Origin of the sequence: Halomonas sp. MMSF_3323 (assembly GCF_030733595.1) — a bacterium.
Taxonomy (GTDB): Bacteria; Pseudomonadota; Gammaproteobacteria; order Pseudomonadales; family Halomonadaceae; genus Halomonas; species Halomonas litopenaei.
This window is the reverse complement of record NZ_JASHIT010000042.1, coordinates 1-12,933: the sequence shown is the minus strand read 5'-3', so window position 1 is coordinate 12,933 and position 12,933 is coordinate 1. Positions and strand designations below refer to the sequence as shown.

Here is a 12,933-nt window from a genome sequence, read left to right as displayed (position 1 = left end):
ATGCCGGGCGCTGACCGCCTCGGGGGAGGAGGCGGTCAGCCTGGACGCCAAGTCGTGCGTCAGCCGTCCTGACTCGGCGGTGCGCCGATATCGAGAACCGCGTCGTATTCGTCGGCCTCGCCCTGCTCCGGCAGAGTGAAGTTCACCTGCCCTTCCTCGACCAGGAAGGCGTTGAGCTCGGCGATATCCTGGGCGTCGAGCACCCCCGCCTGACGGTGCAGACTGAGCAGGTTGATCACGTAGTTGAAACGGGCATCGGCGTAGTCAGCGATGGCGTTATACAGGTTCTGCTCGGCGTTGAGCACGTCGACGATGTTGCGGGTACCCACCTCGTAGCCCGCGCGGGTGGCATCGAGGGCACTCTGGTTGGAGACGATGGACTGCTTGCGCGCCGCCACCGTGGAGACGTCATTGCTGACCTGGGTGTACAGCGAGCGCACCTGCAGCACCGTCTCGCGGCGCTGGGACTCGAAGTCGTACTGGCTGGACTCCAGGTCGTAGGTGGTCTGGCGCACCGAGGCGCTGGTCCGACCGCCGGTGTACAGCGGCATGCTGGCGCTCACGCCCACCTGGCTGTTGGAGTTGTAGTCCTCGAAGTTGTCACGCTCGTCGTCGCTGTAGGCGTAGTTGGCAAAGGCCTCCACCACCGGCAGATCGGCGGCCCTGGCCACATCGATCCGCTCACGCGCCACATCGACGCCAGCCTGCTGCGCCAGCAGTTCCGGATTGCGCTCGATGGCAAGCTCGATCCAGGCATCACGACTGGACGGCTCGGGCAGCGCAATAGGCAGATCGTCCTGGAGCATCTCGATGCTGTCGTAGCGCTTGCCGGTCAAGCGCTCCAGCGCCTCGAAGGCCACCTGGAGGTCACTCTCGGCGACGATCCTGTCGGCCCGTGACTGGTCGAAGGTCGCCCGCGCTTCCTCGACCTCGGTGATCGCGATCAAACCGACGTCGAACTGCTCCTGGGCCTGCTCGAGCTGACGCCCGATGGCGCGCTCCTGGGCCCTACGTGCTTCGAGGATCTCGTAGGCACGCAGAATATCGAAGTAGGCCGACGAGGTGTCGATCAACACCTGCTGTTCAGTGGCTGCCAGGGTGTAGGTCTGCTGCTCCAGCTGGGCCTCGGCCACGTTCACTTCGCGGCTGTTCAGGGCGTCGTAGAGCTTCTGGGTCGCCTGCAGGTTGAGACCGTAGCTGAGGTAGTCGTCATCGCTGCCGGTGCCGCTGAAGCCTGACTGCGACTGGGTCTCGAAGATATGGTTGTAGGCCGCCTCGCCGGAGGCGGTCACCTGAGGATTGAGATCCGCCTGTTCGACGTTGATGCCTTCTTCCGCACTACTGGTGGTGGACCGCTCGGAGGCCAACTCGGAGTTGTTGTCCAGCGCGTCGCGGGTAATGGTCAACAGATCGGCGGCCTGGACCTGGCCTATCATCAGGGCGGCGACAGCGGCACACAGAAGGCGGCGGCGAGAAGGAACCCGCGAGGTCAGAGTGACGGGGACTGGTCGGGAAGGCGTCATTGATAGCATCCTCGGATCTGTTGCTCGGCGTTGTCCACAAGTCCCTTTGACCAGGCCACAGAGACATCACGCCAGGGACGCCGCGCGACGCGAGCACGACCTCCCTGACACACTGTCCTTGCCATTTCCTGGGCGCCTCGACTTCCTGGAAAGCACCGGGTGGCGTTCGAATCTAGGGGTATTCGATATACATACATTGTCGCATGTTTGGCGTCGTATTCTACCGCCCTTCATGCAAGGATGGTGAAAAATTCGCAATTCCGCACTATATTGCTGGCTAAACCACAATGCTGCGCTGCAACATAGCCAAGATCGCCCTCCCCTGCAGGACCATCACCAGGAGCCACCATGGACACTCTGAGACTGGTCACCTTCCGAGAGCTCGAGATCGCGGTACGCGTGTTTCATCCCGAGGCCCCCAGAACCGTCATCGCCTGGCACGGACTGGCACGCCACGGCGGTGACTTCGCTGCCCTGGCCCGGGAACTTGGCCCCGAATGGCGAGTCCTGGCACCCGACACACCGGGGCGAGGACTGTCGAGCTGGTCGCTGTATCCTGCCAATGACTACTTGTACTCCCACTACATGACAGTCGCGTTGGCGGTCATGGACCACTTCGAACTCGACCGGGCAGCCTGGGTGGGTACCTCCATGGGAGGGCTGCTCGGCATGCTGCTGGCCGCCGATCCATCCAGTGCAGGCCGCATCGAACGACTGGTGCTCAACGATGTCGGTCCGGAACTGGTGCCACAAGGCCTGGCCGAACTGGCCACCTACTTCACCGTCCCCCACCGTTTTTCCCGCTTGAGCCAACTGGAGGCGGAGCTTCGCCGCCACTACGCCGGCTTCGGCATCGATGACGAGGACGCCTGGCGCCAGCTCACCCTGGAGAGCGCCCGCCGCCTGCCGGACGGTAGCTGGACCTACCACTACGACCCGCGCATCGGCGAGCAATTCGTCCACGACACGCCCAGGGACACCTGGGCCGACTGGAAGGCCATCCGCTGCCCCTTGATGGTCGTGCGTGGCGAAGACTCACCTTTGCTGTCCGAGGATATCGTCACCCGCATGGGCGAGGCCCAGCCACAGCTCGAGACGCTGGCGGTCCCGGGCTGCGGCCACGCCCCGATGCTCGATCGCCCGAGCCAGGTTGCACCGATCAAGGCCTTTCTCGAGAAAAGCCTCGCCGAGCAGCCTCACGAGCCGTCCAGGGCGGTTGCGCGTCCCTGGTGGCGACGCCTGCTGGGGCTCGGCGCCTCCTGAAGCCCGCTCTGTCTAGTCGTTGGAGTCCTGCTCCAGCCGCGTGATCGTTCGCAGCACTGCCGCGTGATAGCCACGGCCGAACAGCAGCAGGTGATTGAGCAACGGATAGAGCTGGAAGGCGGCTTCGCGCCGGGGCCAGTCGGCGGGGGCGCGCTCCCGCCCCTGCGCCTGCCAGTAGGCCTCGAAAAATGCCTCACCCGGCGCGCCGAACAGCGTCAGCATGGCCAGATCCACCTCCGGGTAGTGGCGATAGACCGCCGGGTCGATCAATGCCGGGCCGCGCGAACTGTGGATGACGTTGCCGGACCACAGGTCCCCGTGCACCAGACTCGGCGCCTGGTCAGGCAGCCACGCCTCGAGCTGGTCGGCCACCTGCCTGAGGCGGGCAAGTTCGCTGCGCGACAGCAAGCCGCGGCCGTGGCAGGCCTCGCCCAGGGGCATCAATCGGCGCTCACGCTGGAAGGCGCGTCCGTCGTGAAGCGGCGCATTGGGCTGGGGCGTTGCCCCGCAGGCGTTGTCGTGCGCCCAGCCGTGGGCGGCCTCGCAAGGCGCGTGCAGCTCCGCCAGCCCTCGACCCAGCGCCGTCCAGTCGGCGGGCCCCGGCTCCAGTGCTTCCATCACCAGCCAGGAGCCGACCTGGCCCATCACTGCGGGTATCACCAGCGAGCTACCGGCATCGCCGAGTGCAGCAAGGCCCTCGGCCTCTCCTGCCAGGCGTTCAGGATCGTCGCGCTTGGCCACCACCGCGCCCTGCGCTGTCTCGATCCGCCACACCTCGGCCATATCACCGCCCGACAGGGCACGTGGCGGTGCCGTGGCGGCTAGCCCCAGCGTCTCGAGGGCGTCATTCAGTTTCATGCTGGCTCCTGCTGGCTGCTGGCTGCTGGCTGCTGGCAGATTCACCGGGCGCAGGTTGCGCGTCGCCACCCTCGGGTGGTACACCCGGCTCGACCATCCCCCAGCTTACGCAAGGAGACCCCATGTACAAGCTTGCCTTCTTCGTGCCTAAAGACGACGCCGAGGCGGTCAAGGAAGCCGTGTTTGCCACCGGTGCCGGACGCATCGGTGAGTACGAGGCCTGCTGCTTCCAGACCGCCGGTCAGGGCCAGTTTCGCCCACTGGACGGCGCCGACCCGCACATCGGGCAGGTGGGTGAGCTTGAGCGGGTAGAGGAATACAAGGTGGAGCTGGTGTGCGAGGACGAGCTGATCGGCGCCGCCATCTCCGCGCTCAAGCTGGCCCACCCCTACGAGGAAGTGGCCTACGACGTCTGGCGGCTGGCAGATCTGTGACGCGAACGAAAGCGAACGAGCCGGCCGGTGGCCTTTCGAATCTGCGGTGGGCCACCGGGGGCAACCCTGGCCCCGCCCCCGGCAAGCCTTGGACGTGTGCTGTCAGGCGCTGCCGAAGAAGCGCCTGCGCTGATCCGGTGTGATATCGCTGATGTGCAGCGGGAAGGTCGCGCTTGCGCGGTCCTCGAAGAAGTGACGCAGGGTACGCTCGATGGTGGGAAAGGCCAGTTCGTCCCAGGGCACCTCGTGCTCCTCGAACAGCGCGACTTCGAGACTCTCGGGACCGGCGGCGTAACCTCCATCGAGCTCGGCGAGAAAGATCATGAACACCTGATTGATATGGGGCAGATCGATCATGGTGTAGAGCCCCGACAGCGCTACCTCGGCGCAGGCCTCCTCGCGGGTCTCGCGCCGTGCTGCGTCCGGGGTGGTCTCGCCGTTTTCCATGAATCCCGCCGGCAGCGTCCAGTAGCCTTCACGCGGCGCGATGGCGCGACGACACAGCAGCACCCGTGACCCGCAAACCGGCAGCGTGCCGGCCACGATGCGCGGGTTCTGGTAGTGGATGGTGCCGCAGTCGTCACACAGGTAACGCGGACGGTCGTCCCCCTCGGGGATGACGAAACGGACGGTCTGCCCGCAATGGCTGCAAAAATTCATGGGCTGCAATCGTTCATGTCGCTCCCGGCTCGGGAATGGAGGACGGGCTTGACGCCACTGCACGGGGCTGGGTACAAGGAGTGAAACCCTGCGGATCCCCCATGTTAGAGAAACTTCGCAAACGCCTGCAAGCGCATTCCCCCCGCCGCCTGACGCTGAAGCTACCCGAGGCAGCGGTACTCATCCCGTTGGTCGATCGGCCCGAGCCCGGTCTGCTGTTCACCCGCCGCGCAAGCCACCTGTCGACCCACAGCGGCCAGGTCGCCTTTCCGGGCGGCAAGCGGGAGCCTCATGACGCCGACCTGCTGGCCACCGCCCTGCGCGAGTCCGAAGAAGAGATAGGCCTGCCCCCCGGCCAGGTAGAGGTGCTCGGCCAGCTCTCGGATGTGCTGTCGCTGCATGGTCTCAAGGTCACCCCTTTCGTCGGGCTGATTCCGCCGGATCTGCCGCTGGTCCCGGACCAGGGTGAGCTGGACGCGATCTTCGAGGTGCCGCTGTCGCACTTTATCGATGACCAGCGTACCCACACCGACGTGATCCCTGTGGACGGCAACGACATCTATGTGCCGAGCTACCTGATCCCCGCCGATCAGGGCGACGACTACGTGATCTGGGGGCTGTCCGCCATGATGCTGGTGGAGCTGCTGGCCAAGGGATGCGACCTGGACATGAGCCTTTCTCGCCGCCCGGAGGGTAGACTACGCCATCTGCCTCCGAGAAGAGCGCCAAGATGACCAGGCACGGCCCCGCGATGACAAGACGAGCACCGATTTCATGAGCTACCCCGATCCCTGCCCCCTGCCGCCGCAACGGATGGAGGAGCTGGTGGACGCCCTGGTGGAACGCGGCTTCTATGTTGGTGAAGCGATGATCGACGCCGAGCTGTGCCAGGCGTTGCACGCCGAGGTCGAGGGCCGAGCGCACCAGCAGGCCCTGGCCCGGGCCGGCATCGGCCGCGGATCCGACTTCGATACCCGCGAAGACATTCGTGGCGACGCCATCCACTGGCTCGATCGGGAAACCCTGGCCCAGCGCCGCTATCTCGACGCCATGGGCGAACTTCAGCAGAGACTCAACGAGAGCCTGTTTCTCGGCCTGTTCGAGTACGAGGCGCATCTGGCCCGCTATCCTGCCGGAGCCTTCTACCGTCGACATCTCGACAGTTTCCGAGGCCGCGCCAACCGCGTGGTCTCCACGGTAGGCTATCTCAATCCCGACTGGCCGGAAGATGGCGGTGGCGAGATGGTCATCTACGCTGAACAGGACCCGCAGAGGGAGCTCACCAGGGTCGCCCCCAGGGCCGGCACCCTGGTGTGCTTCTTGTCCGAGCAGGTGCCGCATGAAGTACTGCCGACCCGCCAGCCCCGCGCCAGCATCGCCGGCTGGTTCAGACGCAATGCCTCGCTGGGTGGCGTGGTAGACCCGGCTCGCTAGGGCCTGATGACCATGCGCCACGACAGCAACGACGCTAAAGCCTCCAGCGCCGAACCGCGAACCGAAGAGGAACGCTTGCGCCAGCAGGTAGAGGCGCTCAGCGAACGGGTACAGCAGCTCGAACAGGAGAAGCGCCACTATCAGTGGCTGGCCGAGAGCACCACGGATCTGATCTCGCGCCACGACCACAACGGCGTCTTCCTTTACGCCTCCCAGGCCGCCAGGACCCTGCTGGGCTATGATCCTGACGACTTGATCGGTGTATCGGCCTACGACCTCTTCCACCCGGACGATCTGGCGGCGCTGCTGTCCAAGTCCCCTCGTATCTACTACCACGAGGGCTTCTACGAGCAGACCTACCGTTTTCGCACCCGCAGCGGCCACTACATCTGGTTCGAGACCACCAGCCGTACCCGTCGCGACCCCGCTACCGGCGAACTCACCGACGTGCTGTGCGTCTCCCGCGACGTCAGTCGGCGGGTCGAGTCCGAGGCACGCCGCGAGCGTCTGGCAAGGGTGGTGGAATCGACCACCGATTTTGTGCTGTTCTGCGACCAGGACGAACACGTGGTCTACTGCAATCAGGCCGCACGTAGCCTGTTCAGGCTCGACGAAGAAGGCGCAAGCACGACCATTGCCGAACTGTTGGTGCCCACGTCGGCACAAAGATGGCGTGAACAGGTGCTGCCTGCCGTCACCCTGGAGGGGCGCTGGAGTGGCGAGCTGGCCCTGGCCTCACCCTCAGGCGAGATCCCGGTGCTCAGCGTGGTCCAGCTGCACCGTGAACAGGGAGGGCAGACGCGACTGTCGATCCTCAATCGAGATCTCAGTCTGCGCCTGGAGGCGGAGGCCCAGGCACGCCGCCATCAGGAGCAGATCACCCACGCCAATCGCCTGGCGAGCCTGGGTGAACTGGCCACCAATATCGCCCACGAATGCAATCAGCCGCTGGCGGCCATGGGCAACTACGCCAGCGGCGCGCTGATGCAGCTCGAACGCGACCCCGACCAACCCGCCCACCAACTGGCGCTGCCCCTCAACCGCATCAACGATCAGATTCAGCGCCTATCCGAACGCTTCAAGCATATCCGTCGCTTCGTTCGCCGCGGCAGTCTTCACCTCGCGCCCCAGGATCTCGCCGAGATCATTGGCCAGGCCTGCGACCTGTGCGAGCCCCAGTGTCGGCACGAAGGCGTGCATCTGGCGTCACGCCTGGCCCCTGGCCTCGACCTCGTCATGGCCGACGCCATCGGCCTGGAACAGGTACTGGTCAACCTGATCCGCAACGCTCTCGACGCCTGTCGCGACATCGCCACTCCGCCCAGGCCTCCGTGCATTCGCCTGGAAGCCTACCCTCTTGGCTCCCGTGAATGCTGCGTGGACATCGTCGACGACGGCCCCGGCGTGGCACCAGAGCAACGCCAGGGCCTGTTTACGCCCTTCGTCAGCGGCCGCAAGGACGGTCTCGGCATGGGGCTATCGATCAGCCTGTCGTTGATCGAGGCCATGGGCGGCAACCTGGTGCTGATCGATGACGGCGACCCACCGAGCGCAGACGCTCTTGCCCCCGGTCCCGGTGCGAGGCGGCCAGAAGATCCTGACGCGCCACAGGGTGCGCGCTTTCGCATTACCCTGCCCTCCGCCTGAGCGCTTGAACAGCTGATACCTCGGCGCGCCCCCTGCCTTGAGGCGCCAAGCGCCAGCCAGGCGGAGATCAGGCACCAGGCTTCGTACGAAAACCCGGCGACCAGGCATCGCCTGGCACGGTCCCCTTTGGCCGGGGGATCGGCTAGCATAGGGGCCTGCCCGCGAGACTCGCCCAACCAGCGAAGTGACCATCATGCCCGTCGACACTGCTGACCAGCCAACCATCGCCATCATCGACGACGACGATGACCTGCGCGAGTCGCTCGCCTGGCTATTGCAGTCGGTGGGACTTGGCAGTCAGGGCTACGCCAGCGGCGACGCCTTTCTCGCCTCGTCGCGGCACCATGAGGTGCTGTTGCTGGACGTGCGCATGCCCGGCCTCAGCGGTCTGCAGGTCCAGCAGCGGCTGGCCGAGCGAGACCGTTGTCCTCCCCTGATCATGATGACCGGTCACGGTGACGTGCCCATGGCGGTCGCCGCGTTGAAGGCGGGAGCCTTCGACTTCATCGAAAAGCCCTTCAATCAGCAGCAATTGATCGATGTCATCCAGCAGGCGCTGGCCCACCACCAGCACCGGCAGCGGGCCCAGGCCGATCTCGAAGAGCTGCGGCAGCGATATGAAGGGCTGAGGGCCAACGAACAGGCCATCCTGGTCGAGGTGGCCCGCGGGCTTACCAGTCGCGAGATCGCCGAGAAGCTGACGCTGAGCGCCAAGACCGTGGAGGTCTACCGTCAGCGCATCATGAAGACACTCGGCGCCGATAGCCTGGCGCATCTGGTCAGGCTGGCCGTGGCGCTGGGATTGGTGGCAGCACTGCCCGGGCAGGATAGCGACGTCGGCCGAGATGCCGGCGCGCCGTCATGAGTCTGGTGATAAGGGCAGAGTGAGAGGCCACCAACTGGCAGCCGGCTCAGTTCGACATGCAGCAGGAAGTGAAGCAAAGCGGTTCAGGCCGAACGCCGTAGCCAGTCATCCGGACCCGCTAACCCCGGTCCCCTCAGCCGTGCCAGACGACTGGACAGCGGCTCCAGCCCAAGCGCCTGACGACGCCGATCGACGTCATCCGGCCGTTCGATGACGCTGGGTACGGGCCAGCCGTCGTCGCCGATCTCGAATTGGGTGCCATAGCGCTGGGGCCGACCGGTCAGGACCCTTATGCGATCTTCGAGAAAGGCCAGCTGCCACCCGGGCGCCTGGCCGGCGGCAACCGCCTGAATCAGTGCAGAACAGCAACGTTGCATGAAATCCACGTCGAAAACCGCGTGCATCGCGATGTACCAGGCTGCTTCGCTGCCGTCTTCCCCGACGGTGTCCTTGCCCGGCCAGCCGTGACGATCGATGACCGCAGACAGACGCTCGGCATTGGCCTGATGCAGCGCACGCACTCGCGGATGATAGTCGGCGGAGGGGATCTCCCCCGAGGCCGCGAGTTCATCCAGCAACGCTCTATCTTGCTCGGCCAGCGCCACCATCTGCTGGGCCAACATGGTATTCCTCGTGTTCATGCAACGCACCTCATTTGCAGGCCAGCTTGCCGACAACCTACAGCGTCCTAGGGTTACCCTTCGGCATCAATAGTCGATCCGCCGGGCGCTGCGTAGGAAAATGCCGACGCCAGAAGCATATTTCAGTGAAGAATCACGCATCTGGCTGTCCGTCATCGGACAACTTTGGTCCATGCTAGAGTCAAGCCAAGGCCACAGATATCCCTCCCCGGAGGCATCCTTCCCCAGGCAGGAGGCCGCCCGCGGATCATCTTTATGAGGAATACTGAATGAATTCGACCGATCGTCAGCACCTGCGCCGCTGCGTTGACCTGGCCAGGGAGGCCCTCGAGGCTGGTGACGAGCCGTTCGGCTCGCTGCTGGTGGACCCGCAAGGGCAGGTTCGCTTCGAGGATCGCAACCGCGTCGCCGGCGGTGACGCGACCCGCCACCCCGAATTCGCCATCGCCCGCTGGGCGGCCGAGCACCTCAGCGTCGAAGAGCGCGCGCACTCGACCGTCTATACCTCCGGCGAACACTGCCCCATGTGCGCCGCGGCGCATGGCTGGGTCGGACTCGGACGCATCGTCTACGCCAGCTCCTCAGAACAGCTCGGCGGCTGGCTCGGCGAGTGGCAGGTGGCACCTGCCCCGATCGCCCCGCTGCCGATCCAGACCATCGTGCCGAGTGCCGAGGTGGAGGGGCCGGTTGAGGAGTTTGCCGACGAGATTCGCGAGCTGCACCGGCGGCTCTATCGGAAGTGACGGAGGAAGGGGGAGCTGGGGTATCGAGAAGGCGGACAGCGGCGTCGAGTCGTTGGCCGGCGACGCCGGTGATCAACCGTCAGCTCAGGCTATCGAGCACGTCACCCACACGCAGGATGGCCCCCACGCCCTGCTCGACGACGGCATTCTGGCCAAAGAAGGCGCCCTTCCAACCGGGCTGGGTATCCATTTCCACCAGGGTCTTCAACGGCTCCTTGGCCGAGGGCGCCTCACCGCTGCGCTGATCCAGGGTGATGATCTTGCAGCGCTTGCATGGCTTGCGCAGGCCGAGGCGATAGCCGGGCCCGGCCAACGAGGCCCAATCCCGTTCGGCGAAGGGATCACCGCCCGACACCACCAGGTTGGGGCGGAAGCGCTCCATCGGCACCGGCGCCTCCCCCTTGGCTTCCAGCCGCTGGTTGAGCGCTGCCAGCGAGGCCTCGGAGGCGATCAGCAGGGGGTAGCCATCGGCAAAGGCGGTATGCACCACACCGCGCTCCGCCGCCGGCAGAAACTCGGTCTCTACCCAACGGCGCTGCTCGTGGGGCAGGCGCACCAGCCGCAACCGCCCCGCTTCGCGCTGGGGTTCTGGCAAGGACTTTGGCAAGGGCTTTGGCAAGGACTTTGCCAGCGCTTCTGCCAGCCAATTCGCCGCACCGTCGCCTTCGTCCAACGCCTGGCATTCGCTCTGCCAGACCCGCACCTGGCGCATGGCCGCCTGGGGTTCGTCCAGTGACAGCACGAGCGGCGCCATCCTGTCGTGGACCAGGCGCAGCGTGTCGGACGACAGTTCGACACCGATGGTCGCCAGGGCGAGGATCTCACGCTGGGTGACGAAACGCCCGTCGTCGTCGACCAGCATCCAGCGCCGATCGAAGGCGAGCCCGCGCTCGGTGAGTTCAGCCCGGGACAGCGCGATGCCGCGCAGCGACTTGACGGGGTAACAGGCGAGAGTGGAAAGCTTCATGGGCATCCTTGCCAGAGGGGCATCGTCTCAAGTTGGTGGCACGGGCACTGCACGGTGCCAGTACCGGGCCAGCGTCAGCCTAACGCCAGTTCGACGGCCCTGCGGGCGTGAATGGCCGTCGTATCATACAGCGGAATCTCGGTGTCGGCCTGAGCGACCAGCAAGGCGATCTCGGTGCAGCCCAGTATCACCGCTTCCGCACCACCGGCCTTGAGCTCTTCCATGATCGACAGCATCACTTGGCGTGACGCCTGCTCGATTTCACCATGGCAAAGTTCATCGTAGATGATCCGGTGAACCTGATCGCGCTGAGCCTTCTCGGGTACCTGTACCTCGATACCGTAGGCCTCGAGCCGGTCCTTGTAGAAGCCCTGCTCCATGGTAAAACAGGTGCCGAGCAGCCCCACCCGCTTGACCCCGTCGGCGATCAGGGCATCGGCGGTGGCGTCGGCAATGTGCAACAGGGGGATATCCACCGCCTTTTCGATGTCTCGGGCCACCTTGTGCATGGTATTGGTACACAGCACGATAAGGTCCGCGCTCGCCTCCTGAACGCGCCAGGCGGCGTCGGCGAGCAGCCCGGCGGCATCCTCCCAGCGGCCCTGATGCTGAAAGGCCTCGACCTCGGCGAAGTCCAGACTGATCAAGGCAATCCTGGCCGAATGATGTCCACCAAGTGCGCGGTTCACATCCCGATTGATGACCTGGTAGTAGCTCACCGTGGACTCCCAACTCATGCCGCCCAACAGCCCGATGGTCTTCATAGCGCCCTCCCGAGGACTTCCCTGGCCCAGTCAGTGTTGCGGTACCGTCTACTTCAGCATACAAGAGTCATCGGTGGCTCACAGCACCCTCACCCTCAACGGCTTTCCTGTTTCGCGCATCTCGCATACTCTTAGCGGGCTAGCAAAAGTGCTACCACCACCTCCACCGTCCCACGACAAGGAATCTCGATGACGGCCTCAGACACCCTCAAGCTGGTCCTGCTGTCGAGCCTGTGGGGACTGTCCTTCATCTTCATGCGGGTGGCCTCGCCGGAGTTCGGCGCCGTCCCGGTGGTGATGATCCGCATGGGGGTCGGCGCCCTGTTGCTGCTGCCCCTGCTGGCATCACTGCACTACCTGCGCCAGGTGCGCGACAATATCGGACGCCTGGCGCTACTCGGCTTTATCAACCACGTGGTGCCGTTTTCGCTGCTGGCCCTGGCGACCACCCAGCTCGAGGCAGGCTTCACCTCGCTGATCAACGCCACCACTCCGATCTTCACCGCGCTTATCGGCGCCGTCTGGTTCGCCACGCCGATTCGCCGACGTCAGTACCTGGGTCTGGCGCTGGCCTTCGTCGGTGTCTACGTGCTGTCCGCCGATCGGCTGGACTTCCAGCTGGGCGGCGATGGCTGGTACATCCTGGCGATTCTTGGGGCCACCTTCTGCTATGGCATCGCCGGCAACTATTCGAAGACCCACCTCGGCCATCTGCCGGTACGCGTGCTGGCCGCCGGCAGCTGCTCGATGTCCGGGCTGATGCTGCTGGTACCTGGGCTCCTGATGTGGCCGCAGCAAGCCGTCAGCATCGAGGCCTGGGGCAGCGCCCTGGCCATGGCGGTGCTGTCCACCACTGTCGCCTTTCTGCTGTTCTTCAGCCTGCTGGCCAGCGCCGGGGCTACCGCCGCCTCTACCGTGACCTTTCTGGTACCGGTCAGCGCCCTGCTGTGGGGCTATGTGCTGCTCGACGAGACCCTGGGGCTGCGCACCCTGGTGGGCATGGCCATCACCCTGGCAGGCACCGCTGTGGCCACCGGCATGCTGTCGCCGGGCCGGGACAAGGCCACGCGACCATTGCCCCGCTAGGCGCCCCCAGAATCCTCGCGCCTGAATGACGAAGCGGGCATGGCATTC

The 12,933-nt window shown here is 65.2% G+C and carries 14 protein-coding genes; 8 read left to right on the top strand and 6 right to left on the bottom strand.

Going from position 1 to position 12,933, the window contains the following annotated elements; genetic code table 11:
- Positions 1–59: 59 nt before the first annotated feature.
- On the bottom strand, positions 60–1,523 hold the full coding sequence (locus RBB39_RS18675; RefSeq protein WP_045992889.1) for a TolC family outer membrane protein: 1,464 nt from the start codon (positions 1,521–1,523) through the stop codon (positions 60–62).
- Positions 1,524–1,871: 348 nt separating this feature from the next.
- On the opposite strand from RBB39_RS18675, the gene RBB39_RS18670 reads away from it, so the two are divergent.
- Positions 1,872–2,786 carry an alpha/beta fold hydrolase gene (locus tag RBB39_RS18670; protein ID WP_222568540.1) on the top strand — a complete coding sequence of 305 codons (915 nt, stop codon included), beginning with the start codon at positions 1,872–1,874 and terminating at the stop codon, positions 2,784–2,786.
- Between the two features lie 12 nt (positions 2,787–2,798).
- Here the strand turns inward: RBB39_RS18670 and RBB39_RS18665 are convergent, their stop codons facing one another.
- On the bottom strand, positions 2,799–3,644 hold the full coding sequence (locus tag RBB39_RS18665) for a fructosamine kinase family protein (protein ID WP_045992891.1): 846 nt from the start codon (positions 3,642–3,644) through the stop codon (positions 2,799–2,801).
- Between the two features lie 122 nt (positions 3,645–3,766).
- On the opposite strand from RBB39_RS18665, the gene RBB39_RS18660 reads away from it, so the two are divergent.
- Positions 3,767–4,078 (top strand): YqfO family protein, encoded by a 312-nt coding sequence (locus RBB39_RS18660; protein WP_045992892.1) that lies wholly within the window; start codon positions 3,767–3,769, stop codon positions 4,076–4,078.
- Positions 4,079–4,180: 102 nt separating this feature from the next.
- Here the strand turns inward: RBB39_RS18660 and RBB39_RS18655 are convergent, their stop codons facing one another.
- Entirely contained in the window at positions 4,181–4,738 is a 558-nt protein-coding gene (locus RBB39_RS18655) for an NUDIX hydrolase (protein ID WP_045992893.1), read from the bottom strand.
- Between the two features lie 101 nt (positions 4,739–4,839).
- Here RBB39_RS18655 and RBB39_RS18650 point away from each other — a divergent pair, with 101 nt between their 5' ends.
- From RBB39_RS18650 to RBB39_RS18635, 4 genes are all read left to right on the top strand, one after another.
- Positions 4,840–5,472, top strand: coding sequence for a CoA pyrophosphatase (locus RBB39_RS18650; protein WP_052704359.1), 633 nt, complete (start codon positions 4,840–4,842; stop codon positions 5,470–5,472).
- 40 nt (positions 5,473–5,512) lie between these two features.
- The gene (locus tag RBB39_RS18645; protein ID WP_045992895.1) at positions 5,513–6,172 is read left to right on the top strand and encodes a 2OG-Fe(II) oxygenase; all 660 of its coding nucleotides are present in this window, start codon (positions 5,513–5,515) and stop codon (positions 6,170–6,172) included.
- A 12-nt stretch (positions 6,173–6,184) separates the two neighbouring features.
- Positions 6,185–7,819 (top strand): PAS domain S-box protein, encoded by a 1,635-nt coding sequence (locus RBB39_RS18640; protein ID WP_157033053.1) that lies wholly within the window; start codon positions 6,185–6,187, stop codon positions 7,817–7,819.
- A gap of 193 nt (positions 7,820–8,012) precedes the next feature.
- The gene (locus tag RBB39_RS18635) at positions 8,013–8,684 is read left to right on the top strand and encodes a response regulator transcription factor (RefSeq protein ID WP_045992896.1); all 672 of its coding nucleotides are present in this window, start codon (positions 8,013–8,015) and stop codon (positions 8,682–8,684) included.
- Positions 8,685–8,767: 83 nt separating this feature from the next.
- Here the strand turns inward: RBB39_RS18635 and RBB39_RS18630 are convergent, their stop codons facing one another.
- Positions 8,768–9,325 (bottom strand): DUF6624 domain-containing protein, encoded by a 558-nt coding sequence (locus RBB39_RS18630; protein ID WP_124804119.1) that lies wholly within the window; start codon positions 9,323–9,325, stop codon positions 8,768–8,770.
- A gap of 269 nt (positions 9,326–9,594) precedes the next feature.
- Between RBB39_RS18630 and RBB39_RS18625 the strand changes: the two genes are divergently transcribed.
- Positions 9,595–10,068: a nucleoside deaminase gene (locus tag RBB39_RS18625; protein WP_045992898.1), complete on the top strand. Its 474-nt coding sequence runs from the start codon at positions 9,595–9,597 to the stop codon at positions 10,066–10,068.
- A gap of 79 nt (positions 10,069–10,147) precedes the next feature.
- On the opposite strand, the gene RBB39_RS18620 is transcribed toward RBB39_RS18625, so the two are convergent.
- Positions 10,148–11,035 (bottom strand): MOSC domain-containing protein, encoded by an 888-nt coding sequence (locus RBB39_RS18620; protein ID WP_045992899.1) that lies wholly within the window; start codon positions 11,033–11,035, stop codon positions 10,148–10,150.
- A gap of 74 nt (positions 11,036–11,109) precedes the next feature.
- Positions 11,110–11,799: an aspartate/glutamate racemase family protein gene (locus RBB39_RS18615; RefSeq protein ID WP_306169262.1), complete on the bottom strand. Its 690-nt coding sequence runs from the start codon at positions 11,797–11,799 to the stop codon at positions 11,110–11,112.
- A gap of 189 nt (positions 11,800–11,988) precedes the next feature.
- Here RBB39_RS18615 and RBB39_RS18610 point away from each other — a divergent pair, with 189 nt between their 5' ends.
- Positions 11,989–12,885 (top strand): DMT family transporter, encoded by an 897-nt coding sequence (locus tag RBB39_RS18610; protein ID WP_287165259.1) that lies wholly within the window; start codon positions 11,989–11,991, stop codon positions 12,883–12,885.
- Positions 12,886–12,933 lie beyond the last annotated feature (48 nt).